Here is a 26,419-nt window from a genome sequence, read left to right on the forward strand (position 1 = left end):
GAAACAAATGCAGAATTTCGGATTCGCAAGAGTCGCGGCCGCCTCCCCTGAACTGCGGGTTGCCGACTGCGAGTATAATGCAGCACAAATTATGGATGTGATTGGACAAGCGGATGAGAAGCAGGTGGAATATCTGGTGCTGCCGGAGCTGTCCATTACCGGATATACCTGCGCGGATTTATTCCTGCAGCCGGTGCTGCAGGAAGCCGCACTGGCTGCCTTGCAGAAGATCGCCGCCGCTACCAAAGGGCGGAATCTGATCGTCATCGCCGGTTTGCCCGTTGCGATAAAAAGCAGGCTGTTCAACTGCGCTGCCGTACTGCAGCAAGGTAAAATTCTGGGGCTAGTAGTGAAGACCTGTATCCCCGGCTACAGTGAATTCTATGAGCCCCGCTGGTTTGCCGGAGCCGAAGAGCTGGAGATATCAGAGCTGCGGATGGGTGAAACGGCCGTGCCGATCGGCAATGATCTGATCTTTACCAGTGAAGGCAGCGGCATCTCCTTTGGTGTGGAAATCTGCGAGGATCTCTGGGTTCCGGTTCCTCCGAGCAGCCTGCTCGCCCAGGCCGGAGCTGTCTTGCTGTTCAACCCTTCGGCCAGCAATGAGCTGGTGGGCAAAGCGGATTACCGCCGCCAGCTGGTCTCCAGCCAATCCGCCTCCTGCGTGGCAGGTTATGTCTACGCCGGCTGCAATACCGGCGAATCGACAACGGATGTCGTATTCGGCGGCCACTCGCTGATCGCCGAGAACGGACAGATGCTCGCGGAATCCGAGCGCTTCACCCATGAGAGCCGCATCATCATCGCCGACATCGATGTGCCAAGAATCCAGTATTCCCGCACAGTGATGGGCACCTTCCGGGCCGGCAAGGGCGGCCGCAACTACCGTGAGGTGCTCTATGCGGCACCGGGCGCCCTGCTTGAAGGACGGGAGCTGGCCCGCAGCCTCGCCGTGAACCCGTTTGTTCCCGGCAATCCGCAGCAGCGCGACGACCGCTGCCGGGAGATTCTCTCCATCCAGACCTCCGGCCTGATGAAGCGCATCCGCCATATCGGCACCAAGCAGGCGGTGATCGGCATCTCCGGCGGTCTGGATTCCACGTTGGCGCTGCTCGTTGCCGTCCGGGCGATGGAGCTGCTGGGCCGCCCGGCCAGCGATGTGCTGGCGGTCACCATGCCGGGCTTCGGCACGACGAACCGCACCTACGACAACGCCGTCGGCCTGATCAAGGCACTCGGCGCTTCGCTCAAGGTAGTGGACATCAAGGCCGCCTGCCTGCAGCATTTCGAGGATATCGGCCATGACAAGGATGTTCACGATCTGACTTATGAGAACGTTCAGGCCCGGGAACGCACGCAGATTCTGATGGACCTGGCCAACAAAAACGGCGGCATTGTGATCGGCACCGGCGATCTGTCGGAGCTCGCCCTCGGATGGTGCACCTATAACGGCGACCATATGTCTATGTACAGTGTCAACTCAGGTATTCCGAAGACGCTTATTCAATATGTCGTCGCCTGGTATGCCGACCACGAGGCAGACGAGACCGTAAACAAGCTGCTCTACGACATCATCGACACGGGAATCAGTCCCGAGCTTCTGCCGCCATCCGCTACCGGCGAGATTGTCCAGCTTACGGAGAATATCCTCGGGCCTTATGTAGTGCATGATTTCTTCCTGTATTACATGCTGCGGACAGGCGCTTCTCCCGCAAAAATGTTCTACCTTGCCCGGCATGCTTTTGGCGACGCCTACCCCAAGGAGCAGCTGGTGAGCTGGCTCCGGGTATTCGTGACCCGCTTCTTCACCCAGCAGTTCAAGCGCTCCTGCCTCCCGGACGGACCGAAGGTCGGAACGGTCAGCCTCTCGCCGCGCGGCGACTGGCGTATGCCGAGCGACGCTTCTGCAGCGCTTTGGCTGCGTGAGGTCGAGGAGCTGTAAGCAGCAGCTGATCCGCTGGACAACCTGGCAGCATCCGAATACAAACAGCAACGGCTGCGCATCCATAAGGACAGCGCAGCCGTTGTGATGTAGTATGACTTTTGGATCGAGACCGGGGCGGAAGGAGCTTAGTGGAAAAAGTGAACTTAATCCGGCCCATCTGGCTCCAGAACCATCTTTAGTGGGAAAAAGGTAATCTAATTCAGCCGATTCACCCTATTATGAGTAAAATTGCTTAAATTAAGTCTACTAATTCCAACTAACACTGGTGCAGAGCGCCTTCCAGCCGATTTAGTTGTACTAATTCCACTTCGATCACCTTCCCACACGAAGCAGGCGCCCTTTCCATTGAACAGCACCAGAAGCACGGTTAAAAATAAGCTTTCCCACCCTATCCCAACCGCTACCTCTGCTTTTCACGGACGGCATAATCATAGACGTTATTCAGTACAAGCACCTGGTCACTGCCAAGCGGAGTATGAACCGTTACCGTCTCACCGGGTTCAGCCAGGAGCAGCGCTCTGCCCATAGGGGAGCAGAGGGAGATCGAATACTCATCCAGGCTGGATTCGCCGGGAATCACAATACGATACGCGTCTGTCAGCGTTTCCGGGCCGATCCGCAGCGAAATCCAGGAGCCGACCAGCACCGTAGAGCGCGCTAGCTCATCACCGGTGCCGGACAAAATGCGCTGCACACATGCTTGATACTTCTCAATCAAAGCACGAATCTCCGCACGGTCCGCAGGCGATTCCATAGCTGTCCGTTCCAGAATGCCATAGGTATTCTCATCAAAATATACAAGCTGGCGCACCAGCTCCTCACGCAAAGAATCCGTAATCAGACTATGGTTCATAGTAGATTTCACCCGCTTTCTTCATCCGGTCTTGCTCGAAAACCTGCACTTGTCCTCTCATTTCGCTCATTCCTTCCATATAGTAAAATAGATCCCGCTATGGGGATCTATCTATAACATATCATCTTTTGTCAGAAATACAAGGCCAATCCGCCTTTACCGCCGTTTGCCCTTATTGATTAACGTTTGCCGGTTTCTGCTCTGCTGTACATATTCAGCTCCTGCAGCCGGATCAGCACCTTGCCGAAGCGTCCTCCCTGCTTAACCTGCACCTTGCCGTCAGGATAAGTGCGGTGCACATATTCCGTAACGGTCCGGCGGGCCGCCTCATCCGCGGGCAGCTTATGATGCTTCAGGAGCATCAGTGTCTCCTTGATCGCCTCCTCGCTGGAGAGCTCGGTGCTTTTCATCTCGCGTGTGATCAGCGACTCAAACGAATATCCCTTCAGATAGAGCAAGTGGGTTAAATAAGCCATATCCGAGCTTTTCACATGCCATTCATGCCCGTCCAGCAAAGGAAGCACCTCATTCAGCAGACTGTTCTCTCTGTCCCCTGCATTCAGGCTGATGTAGCAGTACTTGCGCGCACAGCTGAGCACACTCTCCACACTCTCCCAATCCACAACCACCGGAGACATGGATACAAAGACCAGATCGAAAGCGCCCTTCCAGCCTTTGGCATCAAGATCCACATGTTCAAACCGCTCACGCACCAGCTCTACCTGTCCCGGATCGAACCTGGCGGTATTCTCCATGAACAGCTCGGATAATGGAAGGTTCGGCTCCACTGCGGTAACTCTCGCCCCTCTGTCGGCAAAAGGAACCGTGAACCCGCCCGAAGCCGCACCCACATCCAATACAGACAGTCCTTCAAAGTCGACACCCTGGCCTTCAAGCCAGCCGATAATCCGCTCGCTTCTGCGTCTTCCTCCTTCACTGAACACTTCTTCATTAAACGACTTCGCTTTATGGTCAAAGGTGCGTGCCATGTCCATCCCCGACTGCTTGAACCTGTTGCCCGTCGCCTCCGGGTCCTCTTTCCAGGCCTTTTCCCATACATCGGCATTAAATAAATCGGTTGTCATTTCAGTTCATCCCTTTCCAAGATCGTTAATTTCAAGCTTTTACAGATTTAAAAGACTATCTATATCTATAATCATTCCGCCAAAAACGGCGGATGATCAGTCCACCGTCATTTTTCCGGCAAGCTCGGACATCTTCTTGTTCTGCAGATACTGCTCCATCTGCCGCTCCGCTTCGACCATCTCCTGCTGAATCAGACACTTGCTGGAGTGGTTGAGCGTACAATCGAACAACGAAGCCGTACCTTCAATGGCATGAATGATGTCCAGAAAAGAAATCTCTTCCTGCTTGCGCTTCAGCCGGTACCCGCCGTTCGCACCGGATGCGGACTCGATGAGATCCGCCTTTACCAGCTTGGTCAGGATCTTCGACAGATATGTGGGAGATACCCCCTGCCGTTCCGCGAGCAGCTGTACACCTATTGGCTTGTTCGGTGCAGCAGACACCAGATAGAGCATTGTGTGCAGCGCATAGTTGGTTGCCTTTGAATACTTCATGAACATCCACCTCAATCAAAGACTTTATTAATCTATAATAGCGCTAAAGAAAGCAAAAAGCAAACGGAGACTTTAACAGCCGTTCACTGCCGAAATCCGTTTGCTTCCTTCATTGTTACTCTTAGCTCATTTCGCGCCCAGCTTATAAGTAAACCTATAGTCCCCGGAGCCCAGTATTACTTTCACCTTATGCTCTAGCTGCTCTGTGGAATGTACGCCGGCGGTCCGCTCAAGCGGCACATCACCCTCCAGCACACGGGCCAGACTGGCATTCGGGAGATATAGCGTTGCAGAAGTGTTCGGCGGCACCGAAACGGACATTTCCATTTGATCCGCAGTTATACTCCATTCCGAGCGGATGCGCCCGTACATCGTTTCAAGCGTGGCTGCAGTCCAGGTCAGATCCCCGCCCGGCTGCGGCTTGATCACAAATTCCTTGTATCCCGGATGCGCTTCATCCAGTTCAATGCCTGCAACATGGCGGTACAAAAAATCCCCGATGGCTCCATACGCATAATGATTGAACGAATTCATATCCTTGCTCCAGAAGCTTCCGTCCTCCTTTATCCCGTCCCAGTGCTCCCAGATGGTCGTCGCTCCTCGGGTCACCTGGTACAGCCAAGAGGGATAGTCGGTCTGCAGCAGCAATTTGTAGGCCGCATCCGTATGCCCCGCTTCACTTAACACAAGGTTGAGATAAGGTGTGCCCACAAACCCGGTGGTGAGATGGTGGCCGCTTTCTTCCAGGAGCTTCAGGAGTTTGTCTGTTGTTCTTGCTTTTGCCAGGCCTTCCACCAGCCCGAACATCAGGGCCAATACACAGGCTGTCTGTGTGGGTACGGATAAACGCCCCGAAGGCGTGATAAACTCCCGGTTAAAAGCTTCTTTAATGCGGCTGTGCAGGTCCGAGTAATGTTGGGCGTCTTCAGTTCTCCCCAATACATCGGCCGTCTTCTGCAGAAGCTGAACGGAATAAGCATAAAAGGCAGTTGCGATCAAATCGGTATCCGTAGCACCTTTGTAGCTGTCCGGTTTGGCATCCAGTCCCAGCCAGTCGCCAAAATGAAACCCCGTGTTCCACAGATATTCATCTTGGCCCTGCTTGCGGATATACTCCACCCAGCCTCGCATGCTTGGATACTGCTGTTCAAGGATACGCTTATCCCCGTAACATTGGTACAGCGTCCAGGGACAGATCACGGCGGCGTCGCCCCATGCCGCAGACGAATGCTCATTTTCTCCCAGGACGTTCGGGATCACGAACGGAACACCGCCATTGTCCAGTTGATCGGCAGACAGGTCTTTGAGCCATTTGGTGAAAAACGGCGCCACATTCATCAGATACGCGGAGGTGCGGATGAACATCTGCGCATCCCCGGTCCAGCCGAGCCGCTCATCCCGCTGCGGGCAATCCGTCGGCACATCGACAAAGTTGCCTTTTTGGCCCCACAGGATATTGTGCTGGAGCTGGTTGATCAGGGGATTGGAGCACGCGAAGGAGCCTGTGTGCTCCATATCCGAATGAAGCACAATCCCCGTGAAATCCTGCAGCGAAGACTCCTCGCCGAACCCGGTCAGCTGCACGTAGCGGAATCCATGGAAGGTAAACCGCGGCTCATAGCTTTCCGGGCCCCCGCCTTTGGCTATATACGTGATCTTCTGTCCGGCGCCTCTCAGATTCTCGGTATAGACATTGCCGTCCCGGTCCAGCACCTCGAAATGAACCAGCTCCACCTGCCGCCCGCGCGGGGCATCCAGGGAAAATTGCATCCAGCCGACCATATTTTGCCCCATATCAAGCACGGTTTCACCGGCAGGCGTCTTAAGCAGCTTAAGCGGCTTGATCTGCTCAATTTTTTTTACCGGAACATTCTCCTGCGCCACCAGAATCTCCTTCGAATGCGCGATGAGCTCGACCTTGGACCAGCTGCTGTCGTCATAACCGGCCTGGCTGAACCCGCTCAGCTCCAGACGGGCATCATAGGTCTCTCCATGATAAAGCTCCGACATCAGAATCGGGCCGGCGGCGGCAGTCCAGTGCTCACCCGTCGCAAATATCTGCTCGCTCCCATCCTCATAGGCCAGATGGATTTGCATCAGCAATGCGGTGCGGCTGCCAAAAATATGCCTGCGGTTATCCCAGGCCAGGTTCCCCTTGTACCAGCCGTTCCCCAGCCAGGCGCCCACAGCATTCTCTCCGGCTGCAATCTGCGCTGTAATATCATAAGTCTGCACCTGCAGCCGTTGACCGTAGCTGGTCCAGCCCGGGGTCAGATAACCATCGCCTACGCGCATGCCGTTGAGTTCCAGTTCATACAGCCCGAGAGCAGTCGCATACATTCTGGCCTTAAGCGGTTTAGCAGAGGTGTGAAAGCTGCCCCGAAGGAGCGGACACTGCTCTGCTTCTACACCGAGTAGAGACAGCGGGGCGCTGATCCATTCAGCCTGCCACTCCTCCTGTGCCAGCAGCCCCATCTCCCAAAATGCAGTTTCCGACCATTCTGTACTCCGGTTCTCCATATCCCACACTCTTACCCGGTAGTAATAACGCTCCCGTGAGCGCAGCAGCAGTTCCGCCAGTTCCACATGGGCCGATTGCTCCGAAACCACCCTCCCGGAACTCCATAATATCCGGCGGAAGTCCGCTTCAGCAGAGACCTCGATCTCATAGGACTGCTGCAGCACATTCCGTTCCTCCGATAGAAGCTGCCAGCTGATTCTTGGGAAGCGCACATCAAGCCCGACCGGATTTTCCTTATACTCCACACGTAACTTTTGAACCGTCAGCATCCTGTCCACCCCGTCTTTTCTTGGATTCACCCTATAATTTTGAAACGCTTTCTATTACAATTATAAGAATTCAAATCCATTCTATTACCTGTAAAAAAGACATTTCACCTGCGCAAAAAGGACTTTTGGTCCAGCGGAGAAAGGGGTGGACGGGTGAATTCTGCAAACCATACGCTGAAAGGCGAAAGCTTTTTCGAAAAAAATCTGCTCCTGTACGTGAACCGTGCTACAGAGACTTATCAGCTTCCGCTTCATTCCCATGATTTCATCGAGCTGGCCTTCGTTGCGGAAGGCAAGGGGTTCCACTATATAGAACAGGAGGTTCACCATGCCTTCAAAGGACAGTTGTATTTCATTCCCATCGGCGTCTCCCATGTCTTCCGGCCGTCGTCGCCCGAATCCCTTAAAGAACCGCTTGTAGTCTACAATTGTTTGTTTACACCCGGGCTGCTGGAAGGACTGGTTTCGGTTATTCCGGACCCGGCGATTGCCGAATATGCGGCACAGATCCGAAATCACCAGGTTTCTGCGTTCTCAGTCACCGACCTTCATAGCTCCATTGAGAATCTCTTTCTCTCGCTGCACCGGGAGTACAATTTACCGCAGACCGGCTCCGGCACCTATTTATTGTCCCTGTTCATTCAACTGGTGGTTACCCTCTACCGCTTCAAGCATGATGAGCTTCATTTTCCGGTGAACAAGCACACGCGATTCCTGCATGTTCTCCGCTATATCCAGCAGGAGTATGCCCAGGATATCACCTTGTCCCATCTTGCCCAGGCCTTTGAGTGGAGTGAACGTCATCTGCAGCGGTTGTTCCAAGCGCACACCGGCCAGACCTTTCACCATTTCCTGCAAAATGTCCGGATTCAAAAAAGCTGCGGGCTGCTGGCCCGGCAGCCGCACACTCCCCTCCCGCTCATTGCCGAGCAGGTGGGGTACCGTGACACCAAAACCTTCAGCCTGGTCTTCAAACGGATTATTGGCAAAACCCCCGGCGGGTTCCGGCAAGAAGCGGAAACTGCTGCGGCGACAGCAGGCGGGGCCAATAATAGCAAATCGCAACAGCAGCTTTATTAGCAGCAGGCTGAGCGATGGCTTACAATATTCCGTACAATAAGAAGCGTTCCTATTGAAAAAGAGGCCGCCCCGTGTCATTGCAGCCAATGACGGAGCAGCCTCTAATATTGGATTTTTTACAGCGGTTTACATTGCAGTTCCGCTGGCCATGCCCGTTCTACTTCTGCAGTTCGGCATCCTTTTGCTGGAGCAGATCGGCGTATTCGTCTTTATATTGCTCCAGCTTGTCCTTCAGGCCGCCATTGTCAGGATCGGCCTTCAGCTTGCTGCTTGTGGACAGGATGTTGTCGACAACGGTATCTATTTTGCTGTCAATCGCCTTGATCTTGCCTTTGGTTACGGCTGTTCCGGAGTCTGCTGTCAGCGTGGGCACCGGGCCCATTGTAATGCCTGCATTCTTATCGGCCAGCGACGGCAGAGCCGCCGCCTCTTTTTCGTCCAGACTGATGGTCCTGCCTGATAGAGAAACCTTATATCCTGCCAGCTCCCCGATTGCCCGGACCGGCGCATAACTTTTGCCGTCAATTACAATGGCTGGGACCGCCAGTTTCTTGCCGTACACGTTTACGGTGTATTCTGCTTGAATTGTCTTGCCCACTAGACTTGTAGAAGCCCCGATCGCCTGGGTACCGATCATCAGTACCGCACCGGCTAGGAAGCCGGCAGCAAGCTTTTTCATAAGAAGTTCACTCCCCGTAAAATACTATACTTCCTAGTTTACCATTTTACGGCGATAGATGGCGAACTTGCTGAGAAACTGTACTTTTCCAGCTTTTTATATCAAATTTTAGCGAAATCATAGCAGCTTTTTTTCAAATAAATATGGTATAGTCATCAATGTTAAGCCTATATAAATTGAACTTGTGATTTTTCTATTTGGGATTGGCCGTGACTCCAGAGAATGTTTGGACTTCCGGCCGCTGTTGTCTGCAGATTTCTTGATTATAACCCGCTGTTCGCGGTGGAAATCCGCAGACAAAGGCGGACGCTACCGCTCCTACAGTTCCAAACTTCTCCTCCGCCACTTTTCCCTTCATTGTAATATTTTCAAGTTCAATTTATATAGAATATGAAAATGAAAGGTGTGAACGTATGACAAACGATCAGAAGCTGTATTACGGCAAAAATATCACGGTGAAGTTTCAGTCCGAAAAATGCATTCACTCCGGTGTTTGTGTTAAAGGTTTGCCTGCGGTTTTCAATGTAAGCAAACGTCCTTGGGTTGAGCCCGATGCGGATGCCGCAGAGGCCATTGCCCGGCATATCGACAAATGCCCGAGCGGCGCGCTCAAATACGAGATTCTTGACCAAGAATAATAGCATACAGAAAGAGGTGTCACGATGCATAATGTAGCTCACGATAAAGACAACAAGCGGTTTCTGATCCGGGATCAGGACGCCATCGCTGCTGAAATGACTTATGTCACCTCAACAGCCAGCCTTTATATTATTGATCATACCTTCGTCAACACCGCTTACCGCGGACAGGGGCTTGGAGACCTGCTTGTCGAAGCAATAGTGGAATACGCAAGGGAGAATGGGATTAAAATATTGCCCTTATGCCCTTTTGCCAAAGGCAGATTCCAGCAGCGTGCCGAACTTGGAGATGTCCTCCATCAATAGTTGCAGCCCTGCCCATTAGCCTACTCCTTCACCGCGCCGATCATCACACCTTGATTGAAATACTTCTGCACAAAAGGATACACGCACATAATCGGCACTGTAGCCACGATAATGACGGAGTAGCGCATCATATTCGCCAGCCGCAGTGCGATTTGCGCCGCTTCGCCCGTTCCCATGCCGGACTGCATCTGATTGGTGATCAGAATATTGCGGAGGATCAGCTGCAGCGGATACATGTCCGGGTTCTTGAGGTAGATCAAGGCGTTGAAATACGAGTTCCAGTAGCCGACGGCAATCCATAAGCCCAGCACGGCAATAATCGCTTTGGACAGCGGCAGCACAACCTGGGCAAAGTAGCGGAGGTTGCCGCAGCCGTCGATCTGGGCCGCCTCCCACAAATCCCCGGGAATACTCGTCTGAAAAAAAGTCCGGGCGACAATAATGTTGTAGACCCCCACGGAGAAGGGCAGCACCATCACCAGGAAGGTGTCATACAGATGGAAGTCGCGGATCGTCAGGAAGGTGGGAATCAGCCCGCCGTTAAAAAACATCGTGAAGATGAAATACAGCGAGATAGTTTTTCGGCCTGTCAGGTCTTTGCGGGACAACGCGTAGGCTGCCGAGATGTTCACGGCCAGACCGATCACTGTTCCGACGACCGTGTACAGGATAGTATTCCGGTAACCGGTCCAGATGTTGTCATGGCGCAGCAGCTCTTTGTAGCCGTCGAGGGTGAAGCCTTTGGGGAACAGCCAGACCTGTCCTCCCGCTACAGCAGACGGATCACTGAACGAAGCGATGACAATAAAAAACAGCGGGTAGATCAGAATCAGCAGAAACACCGCTGCAACAATATACATAACGAACTCCATAACCGTATCCGAGGTGCGGTTATTTTTTATTTTTCCTATTTTCTCCTGAGCCGCAGGCTGTAGGACTCCCATGATGCTGCTCCCCTTTCTACCACAAGCTGTTTTCACTGAGTTTTTTGGAAATCTGGTTGACCATAATGAGCAGTATGAAATTAATGACCGTATTGAACAGGTTGATGGCTGAGGAGAAGCTGTACTGGCTGCTGAGCAGCCCGATTTTATAGACATAGGTGGACAGAATTTCACTTGAGGTGGCGTTCAGGTCATTCTGCATCAGGTAGACCTTCTCGAAGCCGACGCCCAGCAGACCGCCGACGCGCAGGATCAGCAGGGTGATGGCGGTCGGCATCAGCATCGGAATATCAATGTAGCGGACCTTGTGCCAGCGGCTGGCCCCGTCCACAGTAGCAGCCTCATACAGACTCGGGTCCACCGCCGACAACGCCGCGATGAAGATAATGCTGTCCCACCCGACATGCTGCCACACATCGGACCAGACATATACACTGCTGAACCATCCGGCGGAACCCATGAGATCCGGGGCCTCTTTGCCGAATAGACTGTACAGATTGCCGACAAGGCCGGTGCTTGGGGAGAGCAGTATCATCATCAGGCCGACCATAACCACTGTGGAAATGAAATGCGGCATATAAGATACAGTCTGAAAAAAACGTCTGAACCGGTTCGGGCGCATCTGATTGACCATCAGCGCCAGCATGATCGGAATCGGGAAGGTAATCAGACTGTACACGCTGATGATCAGTGTATTCTTGATCGTGGACGAAAATTGATAGGAATGAAAAAACTTCTCGAAATACTTGAAGCCTGCCCAAGGGCTATCGGTGATTCCCAGCGCCGGACTATAATCCTTGAAGGCAATAAGCACCCCGTACATCGGCTTATACGCGAATAATAACGTGAGGACTGCCGCAGGAAAAAGCAGTGCATACAGCCCCCAGTTCCGTTTGATCTGTCCCCAGGTCCGACCTGGATGGCGATGACCGGATTTCATGGAACCCCTCCTAAATTTTGTTGAACTTTCAATGGAACTTGAGTTTTTCAATATTGGGCTCTGGTCGTAATTCCGGTGAATGTATGGACTTCCGGCCGCTGCCCATCTGCGGATTTCTTGATTCATACCGCTGTTCGCGGTGTGAGCCTAAACCTCTCTGTTCCCTCAGTATATCGTCCCTTTTTCACGCCTGGCGGACCTTTTAGAGGTCTTAACCGGACTTTCCGCGCCGCCTTTCCCGGGATAAGAAGCAGTCCTCCGGCAACTCCGGCAGGCTACTTGCATATCCGGACTTTCACTGACGTTATCTGGACTCTTGCGTTCACCCGTGCACCACCGCAATGGTTGTAGGGATGGCAAATGCCGTCCTGCAAAAAGCTGGCGCGGGACGGCATTTGCTCAAACCGGTGGCATTTGTTTAATCCGGTGCATTCGCTTAAACCGGTGCAGAATTGCTACTCCTATCTGAATTGGCTTTAGTCCAGTGCTAGTCGAATTCTGTTGCACTTTATGCAGCAGATGAACTCAAAATCCGCCAAAAATTTGAATCTATTGCACTCTGTACAGCAGAATTCCGGCGAAAGGGGGCTTTTGACCCCAAATTAAAAATTCTATTGCACGAAATACAGCAGAATGCGTCTGCTCCCCGAATAATGTGGAATCTATTGCAGAAAGTGCAATCAAGCCATAATCGCAACTATCAGCATACCCTCCCTGCAGAGCTTCGCCCTGCCTGTCCTTGAAGGTTATTTAACATTCATATACCGGGCATAAGCGTCAGTGCGGATTTTGAGGAGCTTTTCCAGACCCATATCGTTCAGCTTCTTCACATAGGCATCCCAGCCTTCGTCAATCCCGCCTTTGGTAATAAACTGGGCACGCATCGTGGTCACATAGCTGTCGATGTCCGTGGTCAAGGTTGGCAGCTCCTGGAATTCCTCGGAGGTGTACATCACGTTAGGGAATGGCGTGGTTACGTAATCACTGCCCAGCTTATCCAGCTGCAGCTTCAGTCCGTCGCCGCTGTTCGGGCTCAGCACAATATTCTTCTCAAAGGACGGGCTTACATATTTCGGCCCGAAATCACGCAGCGACTGGTCCCAGTACCAGGCATCCGCACTCGTTCCCGCCGGCGGGTCCATCAGCGTGTAGGTGCTGTCATCATTCTTTTTAAGCACTGTTCCGATAGCCCCCCAGAAATTCTGGATGCTGGCTTCATTGGTATAGAACTGGTCGGCCCAGCGGGCGGCGACTTCCGGATTTTTGCAGGAGGTGGTAATCAGCAGCTCGTTGCGGGCGAGATTCATCCCGATGGGGTTGCCGATGGTATATCGTTTACCGTCCGGTCCGGCCACAGGCGGAATGGTTTCATACTGTTCACTCCATTTGCCGAATACGGCATCCGGTGTCCATTGGTACGAGAGGCCTACGATCGGCGCGTCCGGATTCTGGAACTTGGCCGAGATCATGGTGGCGTCCTGGGTGAACAGCTCTTTGTCCAGCAAGCCCTCGCTGTATAATTTGTTTTCCCATTTCAGGCCTTCCTTGTACTCTTCGGAAGTAGGGTAATATACAGCTTTGCCGTCCTTAACCAGCATATTGTTGCTGTTGAGATCAGTGATGCCGAACGGGCTGATGAGGTCATTGCTGACTTCGATATACGGAATTTCATCCGCCTTGCCGTTTCCGTTCGGGTCTTTTTCCTTGAAGGCCTTCATCACATTGTACAGATCATCCAACGTGTCCGGCGTCTTCAGGCCAAGCTTATCAAGCCAGGCTTTGTTGATGACCGGCTGACGGGAGCTTTTGGGGCGGGAAGGCAGTCTGGTTGGCAGAGAGTAAATCTTCCCGTCGGGGAAGGTGCTGATTTTTTTCATCTCCGGCGTTTCTTCCATTGCGGCTTTCAGGTTAGGCATATACTGATCGATATACTCATCCAGCGGACGGAAATAGCTTAAGTTGTTGACGATATCGGAATCGGAAAAGGTCTGGTCGCCCACTACCACATCCGGCAGCGTGCCGCTGGCCAGCAGAATGGACTTCTGTTCCGCCCAGTCGTTGGAGGACATGACCTGCCAATCAATTTTGACATTCGTATTCTTCTCCAGGTCCTTCAGCCACTGGTTCTGGGTGAAGGTATCCCCCATGCTTCCCCAACGTACAGTCAGCACCTTCAGGGTGACCGGTTCGTTGACGATCGGCAGGCCTTCTTTGTTGAAATCACCGGTTTCAGCCGGAGCGTTCGCCTTCTCCTTGTTCCCGCTGCAGCCGGCCATTCCCATAGCCATTACGGCTGATAGAAGCAGCAAGGGCCATTTCTTGGCTAATCTGCTTTTGCTGTGTGTACCCATTCTGTAATCCCCCATTTCATTGGTTGCATCTGCTTTACACCCCTAATGATAGCTTGCTGCATCTTTGTATTCCGGACCCATTGGCGGCAATATCCGGACCTCTGCATCCGCTTACATTATTTTGGAGACACCCCTGCCTGTTCGCATGTGCAGGTATGACGGTATTCAGACTTTCGCTTGCAGTTTCCGGACTTTGTCAGGGAATGCCGGGAATAGTGCATGTAATTTCCCCCGGGAGGTTTTATAATGGCTTTGTTAGCCCACACAACCGCTTTCATCTAATGAACGCGCAGGAAAGGTAGCGGTATGTAAGACTATGATCAAACGAAAAGCAGGCAGCAAACCGTATCCCATCCGCCATTATGTACGAATTATGATCCTGGTCTCGTTCGCCGTGCTGGTGCTGGACCTTGTCATCAGCCTGGCCTCTATTTCCATTATGAAGCAGCAGTCCACACGGTATTTGCAGGATACGGCGAAACTGTACATCGACCGCATCAACCATGATTTTGCCTATATTAATCATTATATGGGCTGGACACTCGCCAACGATGAAAGCCTGAATATGATGAACGCCTATGAGCCTGACAGCAGCGAGTTCCTGAAATCAAACGACAATCTGTATAAACGGTTTACCGAGCTGCAGAAGAATTACGGGCAGGAATACAACTTCTTTTTTTATTTGAAAAATCAGTCTTTCTTTCTGAACTGCGCCCCGATTAGTGTCACCTATACGGATTATCTGGAGCTGAAGAAGCAGATTTATTCCTATATAGAAGATAAGGATGTGTATGCGAAGTTTTATTCCCGATGGACGCCTATTCTGGTCAACGGAAAATACTATATTATCAACATCGTCCCGTATTACAACCGCTATCTGATCGGTCTGATCTCCGCCGACAATCTGATCCGCCCTTTGCGGCAGATTAACCTGGGGGCCAACGGCTATGCCTCACTGGTGGATGAGAACGGCACCCGTATTTCAAGTCCCCTATCGGGCAGCGGGAAGCTGGTGCAGCAGGAGCAGAATTGGCCGGGCCTGCTCCGGTCCCGCACGACGATCAGCACTGAATTTTCCAATACTACGTTCAGCGCGGACATGGTCATTCAATTCGGAGCCTTCGAGAAAATCATGATTGCCCAATTGCTGATTATGCTCCTGTTCTTCATCGTGACGTCCACCATCTGCGCCGTAATGCTATTCTTCAATAAAAGAGTGCTGGGTCCGATCCAGAACTTCTCGGAGAATCTGGCGCACATGAACGAGAACGGTCAGCCGGCCGGCTTCAAAAGCAGTAAAATCATCGAGCTGGAGCAGGCAAACGACCAGTTCAAGGACCTGGTGGAGCAGGTCAAAACCTTCAAAATCGCCATCTATGAGCAGGAGCTGGAGAAACAGCGCATTCAGCTGGACTATATGAAGCAGCAGATCAAACCTCATTTTTTTCTGAACTGCCTGACCAGCATCTACAGTATGGCCCAGATTCAAATGTACGAAGAAATCGAGAATATGGCCATGTCGACCTCCAAATACTTCCGCTATACCTTTCAGAATGGCGAAAACTTTGTCCGGCTGGAGGATGAGATCGAGCATGTCCGCATTTATCTGGAAATCCAGCGCAGCCGGTACCGGGATGCCTTCACATATCATATCGTGCAGGACGAAACAGCCAAAGATGTGCTGATCCCCCCGCTGGTGCTGCAGACTTTTATTGAGAACTCCGTCAAATATGCAATCTCCCGGGACCCTGAAGTCCAGATCAGACTGGCGGTTACCCGGCGTGAATCAGAAGAGGAACAGGTGACGGTGATTCAGATCTCGGACAACGGACCCGGCTTTAACCCCGGGGTGCTTGAGAAGCTGGTGCGGGGCCAGCCCCTGGATCAGAGCAAAGGAACACATATCGGCATTATGAATACGCTTAAACGGCTGGAATACCTGTATTATAAAAGAGCGGCAGTCCACTTCTCCAATATAGAGGGCGGCGGCGCTTCTGTCATCTTAACCCTTCCGGATCTTCCGAATACTTCAACATGAATGGAGAATTTCCTATGAACGTACTGCTGGTAGATGACGACTATTATGTAGTGGCAGCTCTGCAAAAGAAAATGGACTGGACGGCACTGGGCATCGAAACCGTATATACGGCTAACAATGTCGCCCAGGCCCGGGAAATCGTGGAGAACCATTCCGTGCAGATTCTAATCTCAGACATTGAAATGCCGCAGGGCAGCGGTTTATCGCTCCTGGCCTGGATCCGGGAAAACGGTTATCCGATTCAGACCATTCTCCTGACCAATTATGCCGACTTCAATTACGCGCAAAAGGCCATCGAGCTGCAAAGCTTCGAATATTTTCTCAAGCCGATTGAGTTTGACAAGCTGATGCTCATTATCCAAAAAGCGGTTGCGCGCGCCAAGGAGCAGCAGCATAACGAAAAAGCCATCCAGGAGGGCTATTATTGGCAAAAGAACCAGGCGAAAAATCTGGAGCATTTCTGGCGCAGAATGGTGAGCGGAAGCAGCTCTTCCCCCATCAGGCCGTCAGCGATCACCTATGCCATCAAGGAGCAGAATCTTTCCTATCATATGGACGATACACTGCAGCCGCTGTTGTTCAATGTCTTTCCCTACAATGGCAGTATGGGTAAGGAAGAGAAGGATCTGTTCGATTTTGCCCTGCTTAACATTCTGTATGAGCTGTTCCGGCATCCTGACTTCGGGATTGAGAGCATCCTGGAGATTAAGGATTACAACTGGATCGCCATCCTGAAATGGAACCAGACCCCGGATACCGGTACGCTTGAGGAAATCTGCGCCTTCTTGATCCAGAAAACGAACCCTTATCTGAAATGTGATGTCTGCTGCAACATTGGCCTGCCCGGTGAACTGAATCAGATCGGCACGGTCCTGAAAAGCCTGACCGGGATGGATGAAGAGATCACACGCTGCCGGAATCATACTTATATGGTAGAGATGTACCAGAAGCAGAGTAAAACCGCGTACATCCCCCCGGATCTGGCCCATCTGGAGGAGCTGCTGAACCGGAACAGGCTGGCCGCTTTTCAGGAGGAAGTAAGCCGTTATCTGAAGGGGCTGCTGGTCAACCGGACCGTGGACACCTCCATCCTCAGCCTGTTCCGGCTGGATATTGTACAGCTCGTCTATTCTTTTCTCAAAATGAAGGGCATTCAGGTGCATAAATTGTACAGCGGCAAAGTGAATGACCGGCTGCAGCTGCATTCCCTGACTTCTATCGAGGACATGGAGGAATACCTGAAATACCTGGTGAACACCGCCATGAAATACCGCGACCTCACCGCACAGCCCAAATCAGTGGCCGAAGAGATCAAGCAGTATATCCATGCGCATTACGGAGATGAGCTGACACGGAATGATCTGGCGGAGATCGTCTATCTGAATCCCGATTATCTCGCCCGGCTGTTCAAAAAAGAGACCGGCGTTTCCTTAGGCAGCTATGTGATTCACGTCCGGATCGCGGCCGCCAAGCAGCTGCTGGAGACCACCCGGCTGTCTGTGTACACCATCGCCAACAAGGTGGGCTACACCAACTACTCCTACTTCTCCAAGCTGTTCAAGCAAGAAGTGGGCCTGTCGCCCAATGAGTATAAGAAGGAGCAGCATGATCAGCCTGCAATGTGATGCTTCCGTAAATTAAATAGTTTGTAAGGATGCTTGTCACAAAATGGATATCGAGAAACGTTATATAGATGTTATATAGATGTTGTCCAAAGAGGAGTGAGTGAACAATGAACATTACCAGATCCAAGACTATGAAAAAAATGATTGCCGTAACCACATTGTCGGCCACGCTGGGGATTGCAATGATGGGCGGCGAATATGCTCCACTAGTGAATGCTGCGGCAGCCAGTATCGTCACAAATGTTGGCAGTGTTTTCAAAATCAGCGACAGTCCGACGTTGAAAGATGTATTGCAACAAGGCTTATCCAGCGCACCTAATCAGGCGGTTACACATGATGGCGTGACGTTGATCTTAACTGACCTTATCTATGACGGCAACGAACTTGTGATGGGCATCCGGCAGGAAGGCGGCACTGTGAAGAAAGATAAAAATATCCTGGACACCGGCAAGTTGGACACTTCCGCAAACGGGAAAAAAATGTATTACAATACGTCCGTTAGCAGTCTGTCAGAAGACCCGGACGCAGCCTTGATTAGACTGTCAAAAGGAGTCGTCAAGCAACAAATTACGGATGAATTTGAGCTGACGCTGAAGGCTTATGTCAGGGAAGTTGAGGAGCCGTTCATCTTTACCATTCCTGTGAAAAAAGTCGCCAGCCTCATAAGCATAACACCGGGCACTACCAAAAAGAGCGGCAAATTCAGCTATACCGTAACCTCCTTTCAGATGACGCCGTTAACGATGCAGCTTCAAATAAGCTATAAGGGTGAGTTTCCCGCAGCAGTCAAAAAGCATCACAAGCTGTTATATGACCTTGTAGATGAAAAAGGAAATGTATTCTCACCAAACGGCAGTGACAATCAACCTTCAAAGACAGGGAAGGATGAACAGAACTACGGTTCTTTTGTAACTGTCCCCCAATCCATAACGATTAAACCTTTTATATATAAATTGGATGCTAAAGGCCAATTATTTAAGGACACCACAGGAAAGTGGGCGAAGTCTTATTATAAGGATTTGGAATTAAAGATATATCAACGTTAACATTAGCAAACATGCAATCAGACGCTCGGGATTCGCTCCCCGGGCGTTTTTTTTTTTTTGAAAAACAATCAAAATATATTGTAAAACGATATATTTTATGCTAAATTCAATGTAACAACAATTAAACGAGGTGCATTTTATGGAACGGGGAACAACACTTTTTTTAAAGGCAGCTGTGATTCTTATGGGCATTCCGGTTCTTGCTTTGTGTATATTTGCGGTGCCTGAGATCGCGGGTTTTGCAGCCGAATTGTATCCGGATATGACTTTTATTAAATATCTGGTATTTATCGACTTGTATGCGTCAGCGGTCCCCTTTTACATTGCGCTGTACCAGGCCTTCAGACTGTTAGGCTATATTGACAAGAACAAAGCTTTTTCGGAATTATCTGTGCGGGTCCTTAAGAATATAAAATACTGTGCCGTTGTCATCAGCGGCTTGTATGTGGCAGGCCTGCCCCTCTTCTATCTCATGGCGGAGAAGGACGATGCTCCGGGCATCATCGTCATCGGTTTGGTCATCATTTTCGCCTCGCTGGTAATTGCCGTTTTTGCTGCTGTTCTCCAGAAGCTATTAAAAGAGGCCATCGAACTAAAATTAGAAAATGACTTAACAGTCTGAGGTGAAGACCATGGCGATTATAATCAATATTGATGTAATGTTGGCGAAACGAAAAATGAGCGTTACCGAGCTTTCCGAGAGGGTCGGCATCACGATGGCTAATCTGTCCATTCTCAAAAACGGCAAGGCAAAGGCGGTTCGTTTATCCACTTTAGAGGCGATTTGCAAGGCTTTGGAATGCCAGCCTGGAGATATACTGGAATACAGAAGCGACGAAGAGACTTAACGTTAACAAGCGGACATATGCTAATAGGGCACTATTGTTTAACAAAAACAGCGGAAGCTTCGGACTCTTATTCCCGTCCATGGCTGCCGCTGTTTATTTTATGAAGATCAGTCTATTCCATTGGATGCTGCTTCACCTGCAGTGACACAGCACTTTTGGGTGCCATGCTGAAGGACAGCGGCTCCTCTCCCGGCAATCTTACCGCCACGGTCTCATGCTCTTCCCCGTCGTTGAACAGGACTGCCCCTACCGATCCGTCCAGGTTGCGGAAAGCAGCGGAAGTAACTGCGGGATGAGTGGAATTGGACTCCAGGCGCAAGGCCTTGGGCCGGATGACTTTGCTGAAATGAGCCAGCGCGTAATAGTCGAGCGTATACGTTAGCTCCCGGGTCTGCTGGTCGATCCGGACAATGCCGCGGCAGGTGCTTCTGCCGAAGCCCGGCACCGCCGGTCCGTTCTGTTCATCCAGTGCCATATTCCACAGGACGAACGATTTGCTGTGATTGCGCAGAATCTCTATCCCTGTGCGGATCACATTGGAGAAGGCCTGTTCAAACGGCGGAATCCATTCGCCGCCGGAGCCTTCGGTGAAATGCACCTCTTTGTCTTCAAAAGCCTGCTTCACCCGGGACTGCGCCGGGGCTGTGCCGCCATACCAGTGCCAGGCCACCCCGTCCACCGCTTCTCCGGCAGCCGCAAGCACGGCGAGCGGATAATCCGGCCGGTCCCAGTTATGGTCATAGCAGAGAATTTTGGCGTTGATCTTGTTCCTTACAAACGCAGGCTTCAGGTATTCCCGAACAAAAGTGGCCTGCTCTTCCGGCAGCATAAGCATTCCCGGATAATGAGGCGGTTCGAACAGCGGCTCATTCTGCGGAGTGAAAGCATAAATAGGAAGTCCGTGCCCGGCGTACGCCTGAATGTACCTGACAAAATAATCGGCATACACTCCGTAATATTCCGGCTTCAGCTTGCCTGTGACCATCGACCCGCTGGTCTTCATCCAGCCCGGCGCGCTCCAGGGCGAAGCCATCAGCTTAACCGCCGGATTCAGCGCCACCGCCTGCTGCAGCAGCGGAATGATGTCGACTTCATCATGGGCGACAGAGAACCGGTTCAGTTCCATATCGGTTTCCCCTTCAGACAGATCATTATAGCTGTACACCGTTCTGGCGTAATCCGAGGCGCCCATCGGATTGCGCAAGACGGATAAGCCAATTCCGGCTGCCGGATCGAACAGCCTCTTCATCAGCTCCGTTCTTTGCTCCGGGTTCAGCACCCGGTTAATCAGATACGCCGCCGAATCGGTAAAAGACGCCCCAAAGCCATCCATCTCCTGGTAGGTTTGACTTTCGTCAATGGTAACGGTGACGGTCGCTTGCGCTGAACCGCCAACTTTCTGCTGCTCAGGCGGCTGCTCGATGAAAAGCTCGTTTTCACCTGTGGACCTGTACATGATAAGTTCCTGCAATGTGGTTTCCCTCCAAATGACTATTTATTTTAACTGTTATTTAGCTGTTCCATTCCCTTTCAAAAATCAGGTCGGAACACTCTCTGTTGCACTTTATACAGCAGATACCCCTATAATCCACCGAAAAATAGTATCTATTGCACTCTGTACAGCAGAATTTCACAGAAAGGGTGCTTTAGAGATAAAATTCAGAAATCTGTTGCACCAAATACAGCAGAATGCGATTTGTCGCAAAAATTTGACGCTTTCTATTGCAGAAAGTGCAATCACTCAAGCTAAGGCGGTCACCTTATGTTCCATAATCCTATAATTACACTCTGCTGATTCACCATTCTCCGGTTCATTCCATTCAGTGATAGAACAGGCCCTCCAAAGAGGCCGCATTTCCAACACAGCTTACTTCAGCCCCAGCTTTTCCTTGTTCTTCTTCATCTTGTCCGTGCGGATTTCTACAATTTTATCCCATTTGTTATTATCCAGGAAGGTTTTGTAGTCGGCCAGGAGACGGTCAAAGCTTGCATCATCCTTGGAGCGGAGCATACTGACCATGGTTGTGTTCCACTGGGTGTTGATAGCGGTGAGGGCCCGCGCTTCCGGTGTCCCTTGGTCCGGATTGATATTCTCCAGAATAAAATGCGGCTTCAGCTTGCCTTTGCCCCATTCCTGCATCTGCTTGATGGATTCCGGAAAGGCATCTTCGCTCAGGGCTTTGTCGCGGTCATGTCCGAAGAACATGAATTCGCCCAGCCGGTAATCCTTTTTGAATTTGTCGGCATTGTTTAACTGCAGGTCCTTCACCGCTGGCAGCAGCTCCACCTTGCCGTTCGCATTGATCTGGTAGGTTTCGCCTTCAATGCCGTAGTTCATCAGCTTCTGGCCTTCGTCACTGAGCAGGTAGGTGAAGATCTGCATGGCCTTGGCCGGGTCTTTGCATTTCTTGGTAATGAAGCTGATCATCCAGCCGGTAATCCCGGACTGGTTCAGCGTTGGCGCATGGCCGGCTGTGCTCTGCGGCCCGTCGATTGCGATGTATTCCTTCCCGGGGTTCGCACTCATAAAGATCTGCAGGTTCCCGCCCTGCTGAGGCGTTCCGTCAAGCAGCATGGTGGCGTATTTGCCGGATTTTACTTTTTCTTCAAAAGCCGTTCCGTCATCGGCAAAGCTGTCATCGCTGATTGCGCCGTCTCTGTACACGGCATTTATCGTTTTCAGCCAGGCCAGATAATCCTCATCCAGATTGCGGTTGTAGAATCCGCCTTCCTTGGTTTCCATCGGCACGCCGATGAAATCCTGCAGCACATCTCCCAGCGAGCCGGTGCCTTCACCGATGGAGTTGAAGCCGAACGGAATCAGCTCCGGAAACTTGGTTTTGATCTGGCCCATCACATTTCTGAACTCTTCCGGCGTGCCAGCCGCTGGGCTTCCGAGCGCTTCATAGACATCCTTACGGATCACAAAAGCAGTTTTAGCCGGGATGTTGCCGCTGTCATAATCCGCCTGTGTATTGGAATAGTTCGGATAGCCATAGGTTTTACCGTCCGCCAGCTGGAACCAGTTCAGCGTATCGGCAGCCGCCACTTTAGTGAAGTAAGGGTCATACTTCTCTGCAAGATCATTCAGCGGCAGGGCCCAGGTGGCAGCCTTCTGCACCACCGGCGAGTTGGAATCGAAGATCGTCAGCAAATCCGGCATGCCGCCCCCGGCAAAAAATGTGTTCAGCTTCGTATCATCTCCGGTGATGAATTTGATGTTGATGTTCAGATCCTCTTTGATTTTCTTCGTGACCACATCTTTGCCGAAATCGGTATTCCACCAGTCCGCATTCACGTACCAGGTCAGCTCTGTGGTTTCCTCTTTTTTGTCCAGCTTCCAGGCCGGAGTTTCAGCATCTACAGTGTAACGGCCCTCAATCGAAGGCAAATCCGTCTTGCCTGAGCCTGCCGAGTTGCCGCCACCGCCGCAGCCCGACATGACAAGTACAGCCGCCATCAGCACCGTACAGAGCTTGAGTCCTTTTTTGCCATAAGTTTTATTCATGTATTAGTCCTCCTCAAAGTTTTTAAATTTCCGATTTGGGTATTATCGTGACTATGGAGAATGTTTGGACTTCCGGCCGCTGTTGTCTGCAGATTTCTTGATTTTTACCGTTTATATCGGTATACGCTTTCATAAATCCCCCCTGTCACCTCTATTCCTTCACCGCCCCCAGCATCATTCCGGAAATAAAGTACCTTTGCAGTATTGGATAGATCACAACAATCGGCAGAGTCGTAATGACAATCGTTGCGAGTTGAACCCCTTTGGTGGTCGTTTCGATGACTGCTGAGCCGCCTATGTTCTGCATGGACTGGGTCTGCGACTGGACGATGATCTCATACAGCTTCATCTGCAGCGGATACAGCGCCTGATTGGTGATGTACAGCTTGGTGGTCATGAAATCATTCCATTGCCCCACCCCGTTGAACAAAGCAATGGTGGCCATGGCCGGCATTGACAGCGGGATGAAGATTTTCAGGAAAATGCGCCAATCGCCTGCACCGTCGATCTTGGCCGATTCCTCCAGGGATTCCGGGACATTGCGGAAAAAGTTCATCAGAATTACGACATCGTAATAACTGAACAGCGCCGGAATAATGTACACCCAGAAGCTGTTAAGCAGACCCAGCGATTTGATCAGCAGGTAGGTTGGAATCATGCCCCCGGAGAAAAACATCGTAATGACACCCATGGCAACATAAAGCTTGCGGCCTTTTATGTATCTTTTGCTGAGCCCGTAGCCGATCATCGCGCAGAAAAACACATGGGTCATGACGCCGGCAAAGGTTTTGGAGATGGAGACGAGAAAGGACTGCCAGATCGTGTTGTCATTGAATACCGCCCGGTAATTTTCCAGGGAAAATTCCTTGGACCAGAAGATGAATCCGCCTTCGGCTAGCGCCTTGCCTGAGCTGAGGGAGGAGATGATCACATTCCACAGCGGAACCACAATCACTACCGTAACGAGAAACAGCAAAATAATATTTATGGCATCAAAGATCCTGCTGTCGAAATCCTCTTTAACCACTTTTCGATTCACGGCGGATGCCTCCTTTACAGCACAGATTGATTGTCATTTAATTTGCTGGTGATCTTGTTCGCGGTGACGAGCAGAATCACGGAAACGATGGAGACCCCGAGTCCGACAGCGGTTGCATACGAGAAATCACCCTGCGTCATCCCCATCCGGTACACATAGGAGTTGATAACCTCGGCCTTCTCCCGGTTCTGGGAGTTCATGAGCACCAGTGTCTGATCGAGATTAGAGCCCAGTAAACCGCTTACAGTAAGGATCAAATTTAAGCTGATGATCGTCTTCATATTGGGCAGCGTGATATTCCAAATCTGTCTGATCCGGCTCGCACCGTCGATTTTGGCGGCTTCATAATAGGTGGGATCAATCTTGGACATTACCGCCAGATACAGAATCGTTCCCCAGCCGGCCTCTTTCCAAATATCCGACAACGTGGCGATCCACCAGTATTTCCCCGCATCCAGCAGAATGTTGGAAGGCTTCGAGATCAGCCCTAATTCAAGCAGCAGCTGATTGAACAGCCCCGACGTCGAGAACCAGGTGATCAGCATGCCCCCCAGCACGATCCAGGACAAAAAATGGGGCAGATACGAGATGGTTTGCACCAATTTTTTGAAACGTCCCATGTTCAATTCGTAGATCATAACCGCCAGAATAATCGGAATGACGAACCCGATGGCCAGCTTCAGGAAGCTGATGCCCAGTGTATTCATAACCGCGTCCCAGAAATATTCGTCGGACAGGATGATTCTGAAATTATCCAGACCTACCCACGGGGCCGAGGACAGTGTATCGATGACTGTGTAGTTTTTGAAAGCAATCGTTAAGCCGTAAATCGGAATGTAGCAAAAAACAATCATAAAAACAACGCCCGGAATGACCATCGACTGGATCTCCCATTGCCTTCTGAAATCTGCCACCCATTCCTTCATCCTTTGCCCCATAGGCTTTTTAGCCAGCTGATGGACTGCCGGTGCGGGCACCAGGTCTAGTTTATCCACGTTCACCGCTCCCCCTTTCAGTATTTCAAATCAATAAAAACGTTTTTATTTTTGGCAAAAAGATGCCCCTCCCAGGCATGATTACAAGCGAAACGGCTTCGCCTTCCTTTCATCGACGATACCGTTTCGGCGTAAATCATCCTGCCCGGCATTTCAAATCCGCTCATTCCGGTCTAGCTTCACATGGCTTGAGCCTCTGACGATAAGCTCGCCTTTCAGTTTCTGCGCATTGCCCTGTTCTTGTTTCTGTATCATGCGTACCAGATGGTCGATGGCCAATATCCCCTGTCTGGCAATCTGATTCCTCACCGTCGTTAACGGAGGTGAATAGTACTGGGCGATATCAATATCATCAAAGCCGACCACGCTGATATCGTCCGGAACCTCGTAGCCATGGGCTTTGAGCGCTTGGATGCAGCCGATGGCACTAAGGTCATTGCCCGCCAGAAAAGCATCCGGAAGCTTCTCGGGCTGTGCCCGGATGAAGGATTTTACCACATTGTAGGTGCTTTCCTCTTCAAAATAACCCTGTAAAATATATTCCTTACTCACCGGAAGACCGTACTGGCGCAATGCCGCCAGGTATCCCTCCCTGCGCTGTACGCTGTCAAACATCGTATCCACCCCGGAGATGTAGGCGATTTTCTTATGCCCCAGCCCGATTAGATACTTGGTCGCTTCATACCCCGCCTCAAAGGAGTCAAAAATAATGCTGCCCATGTTCTCGTTCTCCAGCACCCGGTCCAGAAACACCGCTTTGATCTTCTCCTTGTTCATCGCTTGAATGTCTTTGTCGCCGATGCCCAGTTCTTCATAAATAATGACACCGTCCACACGCCTGCCGAGGATATTGCTCATCACGACCTGCTTATCCTTCGTAACAAATACGTTCAGCCCGTACCCCAGACGGTCGCACTGCCGGGACATGGCCTCCACCAGCTTATAGAAATAGGGGCCTGCCACACTTGTTGTAAAAAAACCCAGCATCATGGTTTTCCCCGATTTCAGCTGTTTGCCGTTCAGGTTAGGTACGTAATTCAGCCGCTGCGCCACCTTAAGCACATGCGATTTGGTCTCCGGATTCAGAACATCCACATCATTTAACGCATTCGACACGGTTGAGATCGAAACCCCGGCCTCCCTGGCAACGTCTCGGATTGTAATTTTTCCCATCTTCATTTATCCTTTGCTATAAAAACGTTTTTATAGATTAT

The 26,419-nt window shown here is 51.2% G+C and carries 22 protein-coding genes; 9 read left to right on the forward strand and 13 right to left on the reverse strand.

Annotated features, from left to right (window positions below):
* Window positions 1-7 precede the first annotated feature (7 nt).
* Window positions 8-1,942: an NAD(+) synthase gene (locus tag BLQ82_RS14340; protein ID WP_062527499.1), complete on the forward strand. Its 1,935-nt coding sequence runs from the start codon at window positions 8-10 to the stop codon at window positions 1,940-1,942.
* A gap of 403 nt (window positions 1,943-2,345) precedes the next feature.
* Here BLQ82_RS14340 and BLQ82_RS14345 read toward each other — a convergent pair whose 3' ends face one another.
* The 4 genes from BLQ82_RS14345 to BLQ82_RS14360 form a co-directional block, all read right to left on the reverse strand.
* The gene (locus tag BLQ82_RS14345) at window positions 2,346-2,798 is read right to left on the reverse strand and encodes a GreA/GreB family elongation factor (protein WP_062527497.1); all 453 of its coding nucleotides are present in this window, start codon (window positions 2,796-2,798) and stop codon (window positions 2,346-2,348) included.
* 179 nt (window positions 2,799-2,977) lie between these two features.
* Window positions 2,978-3,883, reverse strand: coding sequence for a class I SAM-dependent methyltransferase (locus BLQ82_RS14350; protein ID WP_062527495.1), 906 nt, complete (start codon window positions 3,881-3,883; stop codon window positions 2,978-2,980).
* Window positions 3,884-3,979: 96 nt separating this feature from the next.
* Complete coding sequence (locus BLQ82_RS14355) at window positions 3,980-4,378, reverse strand: RrF2 family transcriptional regulator (protein WP_062527493.1); 399 nt, start codon at window positions 4,376-4,378, stop codon at window positions 3,980-3,982.
* A gap of 126 nt (window positions 4,379-4,504) precedes the next feature.
* Window positions 4,505-7,168 carry a glycoside hydrolase family 78 protein gene (locus tag BLQ82_RS14360; RefSeq protein ID WP_062527491.1) on the reverse strand — a complete coding sequence of 888 codons (2,664 nt, stop codon included), beginning with the start codon at window positions 7,166-7,168 and terminating at the stop codon, window positions 4,505-4,507.
* 153 nt (window positions 7,169-7,321) lie between these two features.
* Here BLQ82_RS14360 and BLQ82_RS14365 point away from each other — a divergent pair, with 153 nt between their 5' ends.
* Complete coding sequence (locus BLQ82_RS14365; RefSeq protein ID WP_062527489.1) at window positions 7,322-8,248, forward strand: AraC family transcriptional regulator; 927 nt, start codon at window positions 7,322-7,324, stop codon at window positions 8,246-8,248.
* Between the two features lie 157 nt (window positions 8,249-8,405).
* Here BLQ82_RS14365 and BLQ82_RS14370 read toward each other — a convergent pair whose 3' ends face one another.
* Window positions 8,406-8,927, reverse strand: coding sequence for a hypothetical protein (locus BLQ82_RS14370; protein ID WP_062527487.1), 522 nt, complete (start codon window positions 8,925-8,927; stop codon window positions 8,406-8,408).
* 413 nt (window positions 8,928-9,340) lie between these two features.
* On the opposite strand from BLQ82_RS14370, the gene BLQ82_RS14375 reads away from it, so the two are divergent.
* Together BLQ82_RS14375 and BLQ82_RS14380 are read left to right on the forward strand one after the other, a co-directional pair.
* Complete coding sequence (locus BLQ82_RS14375; RefSeq protein WP_062527485.1) at window positions 9,341-9,565, forward strand: (4Fe-4S)-binding protein; 225 nt, start codon at window positions 9,341-9,343, stop codon at window positions 9,563-9,565.
* Between the two features lie 24 nt (window positions 9,566-9,589).
* Window positions 9,590-9,871: a GNAT family N-acetyltransferase gene (locus tag BLQ82_RS14380; protein WP_062527483.1), complete on the forward strand. Its 282-nt coding sequence runs from the start codon at window positions 9,590-9,592 to the stop codon at window positions 9,869-9,871.
* A 20-nt stretch (window positions 9,872-9,891) separates the two neighbouring features.
* Here the strand turns inward: BLQ82_RS14380 and BLQ82_RS14385 are convergent, their stop codons facing one another.
* From BLQ82_RS14385 to BLQ82_RS14395, 3 genes are all read right to left on the reverse strand, one after another.
* A complete protein-coding gene (locus BLQ82_RS14385; protein ID WP_062527481.1) occupies window positions 9,892-10,815 on the reverse strand; it encodes a carbohydrate ABC transporter permease in 924 nt (307 codons plus the stop codon).
* 16 nt (window positions 10,816-10,831) lie between these two features.
* A complete protein-coding gene (locus tag BLQ82_RS14390; protein WP_062527479.1) occupies window positions 10,832-11,755 on the reverse strand; it encodes an ABC transporter permease in 924 nt (307 codons plus the stop codon).
* Between the two features lie 746 nt (window positions 11,756-12,501).
* Window positions 12,502-14,106: an extracellular solute-binding protein gene (locus BLQ82_RS14395; RefSeq protein ID WP_062527478.1), complete on the reverse strand. Its 1,605-nt coding sequence runs from the start codon at window positions 14,104-14,106 to the stop codon at window positions 12,502-12,504.
* Window positions 14,107-14,422: 316 nt separating this feature from the next.
* Between BLQ82_RS14395 and BLQ82_RS14400 the strand changes: the two genes are divergently transcribed.
* The 5 genes from BLQ82_RS14400 (at window position 14,423) to BLQ82_RS14420 (ending at window position 19,663) form a co-directional block, all read left to right on the forward strand.
* Entirely contained in the window at window positions 14,423-16,144 is a 1,722-nt protein-coding gene (locus BLQ82_RS14400; protein WP_062527476.1) for a sensor histidine kinase, read from the forward strand.
* A gap of 14 nt (window positions 16,145-16,158) precedes the next feature.
* Window positions 16,159-17,769, forward strand: coding sequence for a response regulator transcription factor (locus tag BLQ82_RS14405; protein WP_074648245.1), 1,611 nt, complete (start codon window positions 16,159-16,161; stop codon window positions 17,767-17,769).
* A 131-nt stretch (window positions 17,770-17,900) separates the two neighbouring features.
* The gene (locus BLQ82_RS14410; protein WP_163704450.1) at window positions 17,901-18,815 is read left to right on the forward strand and encodes a DUF4179 domain-containing protein; all 915 of its coding nucleotides are present in this window, start codon (window positions 17,901-17,903) and stop codon (window positions 18,813-18,815) included.
* A gap of 139 nt (window positions 18,816-18,954) precedes the next feature.
* Complete coding sequence (locus BLQ82_RS14415) at window positions 18,955-19,437, forward strand: DUF2975 domain-containing protein (protein WP_062527471.1); 483 nt, start codon at window positions 18,955-18,957, stop codon at window positions 19,435-19,437.
* Between the two features lie 10 nt (window positions 19,438-19,447).
* Entirely contained in the window at window positions 19,448-19,663 is a 216-nt protein-coding gene (locus BLQ82_RS14420) for a helix-turn-helix domain-containing protein (protein WP_020429023.1), read from the forward strand.
* Between the two features lie 112 nt (window positions 19,664-19,775).
* Here BLQ82_RS14420 and BLQ82_RS14425 read toward each other — a convergent pair whose 3' ends face one another.
* The 5 genes from BLQ82_RS14425 to BLQ82_RS14445 form a co-directional block, all read right to left on the reverse strand.
* Complete coding sequence (locus BLQ82_RS14425) at window positions 19,776-21,134, reverse strand: glycoside hydrolase family 30 protein (protein WP_143013435.1); 1,359 nt, start codon at window positions 21,132-21,134, stop codon at window positions 19,776-19,778.
* Window positions 21,135-21,530: 396 nt separating this feature from the next.
* Window positions 21,531-23,171, reverse strand: coding sequence for a type 2 periplasmic-binding domain-containing protein (locus tag BLQ82_RS14430; RefSeq protein ID WP_062527469.1), 1,641 nt, complete (start codon window positions 23,169-23,171; stop codon window positions 21,531-21,533).
* Between the two features lie 151 nt (window positions 23,172-23,322).
* A complete protein-coding gene (locus BLQ82_RS14435; RefSeq protein WP_062527468.1) occupies window positions 23,323-24,210 on the reverse strand; it encodes a carbohydrate ABC transporter permease in 888 nt (295 codons plus the stop codon).
* A gap of 14 nt (window positions 24,211-24,224) precedes the next feature.
* Window positions 24,225-25,148: an ABC transporter permease gene (locus BLQ82_RS14440; protein WP_062527830.1), complete on the reverse strand. Its 924-nt coding sequence runs from the start codon at window positions 25,146-25,148 to the stop codon at window positions 24,225-24,227.
* Window positions 25,149-25,358: 210 nt separating this feature from the next.
* Window positions 25,359-26,378, reverse strand: coding sequence for a LacI family DNA-binding transcriptional regulator (locus BLQ82_RS14445; RefSeq protein ID WP_062527466.1), 1,020 nt, complete (start codon window positions 26,376-26,378; stop codon window positions 25,359-25,361).
* Window positions 26,379-26,419 lie beyond the last annotated feature (41 nt).

Origin of the sequence: Paenibacillus jilunlii (assembly GCF_900102965.1) — a bacterium.
GTDB lineage: Bacteria > Bacillota > Bacilli > Paenibacillales > Paenibacillaceae > Paenibacillus_AQ > Paenibacillus_AQ jilunlii.

Coding starts and splice junctions, on each gene's coding strand:
- BLQ82_RS14415 (WP_062527471.1), top strand. CDS start 18,955: ATGGAACGGGGAACAACACTTTTTTTAAAGGCAGCTGTGATTCTTATG.
- BLQ82_RS14430 (WP_062527469.1), bottom strand. CDS start 23,171: ATGAATAAAACTTATGGCAAAAAAGGACTCAAGCTCTGTACGGTGCTG.
- BLQ82_RS14440 (WP_062527830.1), bottom strand. CDS start 25,148: ATGGGGCAAAGGATGAAGGAATGGGTGGCAGATTTCAGAAGGCAATGG.
- BLQ82_RS14380 (WP_062527483.1), top strand. CDS start 9,590: ATGCATAATGTAGCTCACGATAAAGACAACAAGCGGTTTCTGATCCGG.
- BLQ82_RS14340 (WP_062527499.1), top strand. CDS start 8: ATGCAGAATTTCGGATTCGCAAGAGTCGCGGCCGCCTCCCCTGAACTG.
- BLQ82_RS14345 (WP_062527497.1), bottom strand. CDS start 2,798: ATGAACCATAGTCTGATTACGGATTCTTTGCGTGAGGAGCTGGTGCGC.
- BLQ82_RS14350 (WP_062527495.1), bottom strand. CDS start 3,883: ATGACAACCGATTTATTTAATGCCGATGTATGGGAAAAGGCCTGGAAA.
- BLQ82_RS14390 (WP_062527479.1), bottom strand. CDS start 11,755: ATGAAATCCGGTCATCGCCATCCAGGTCGGACCTGGGGACAGATCAAA.
- BLQ82_RS14405 (WP_074648245.1), top strand. CDS start 16,159: ATGAACGTACTGCTGGTAGATGACGACTATTATGTAGTGGCAGCTCTG.
- BLQ82_RS14420 (WP_020429023.1), top strand. CDS start 19,448: ATGGCGATTATAATCAATATTGATGTAATGTTGGCGAAACGAAAAATG.
- BLQ82_RS14375 (WP_062527485.1), top strand. CDS start 9,341: ATGACAAACGATCAGAAGCTGTATTACGGCAAAAATATCACGGTGAAG.
- BLQ82_RS14355 (WP_062527493.1), bottom strand. CDS start 4,378: ATGAAGTATTCAAAGGCAACCAACTATGCGCTGCACACAATGCTCTAT.
- BLQ82_RS14395 (WP_062527478.1), bottom strand. CDS start 14,106: ATGGGTACACACAGCAAAAGCAGATTAGCCAAGAAATGGCCCTTGCTG.
- BLQ82_RS14410 (WP_163704450.1), top strand. CDS start 17,901: ATGAAAAAAATGATTGCCGTAACCACATTGTCGGCCACGCTGGGGATT.
- BLQ82_RS14360 (WP_062527491.1), bottom strand. CDS start 7,168: ATGCTGACGGTTCAAAAGTTACGTGTGGAGTATAAGGAAAATCCGGTC.
- BLQ82_RS14445 (WP_062527466.1), bottom strand. CDS start 26,378: ATGGGAAAAATTACAATCCGAGACGTTGCCAGGGAGGCCGGGGTTTCG.
- BLQ82_RS14370 (WP_062527487.1), bottom strand. CDS start 8,927: ATGAAAAAGCTTGCTGCCGGCTTCCTAGCCGGTGCGGTACTGATGATC.
- BLQ82_RS14385 (WP_062527481.1), bottom strand. CDS start 10,815: ATGGGAGTCCTACAGCCTGCGGCTCAGGAGAAAATAGGAAAAATAAAA.
- BLQ82_RS14400 (WP_062527476.1), top strand. CDS start 14,423: ATGATCAAACGAAAAGCAGGCAGCAAACCGTATCCCATCCGCCATTAT.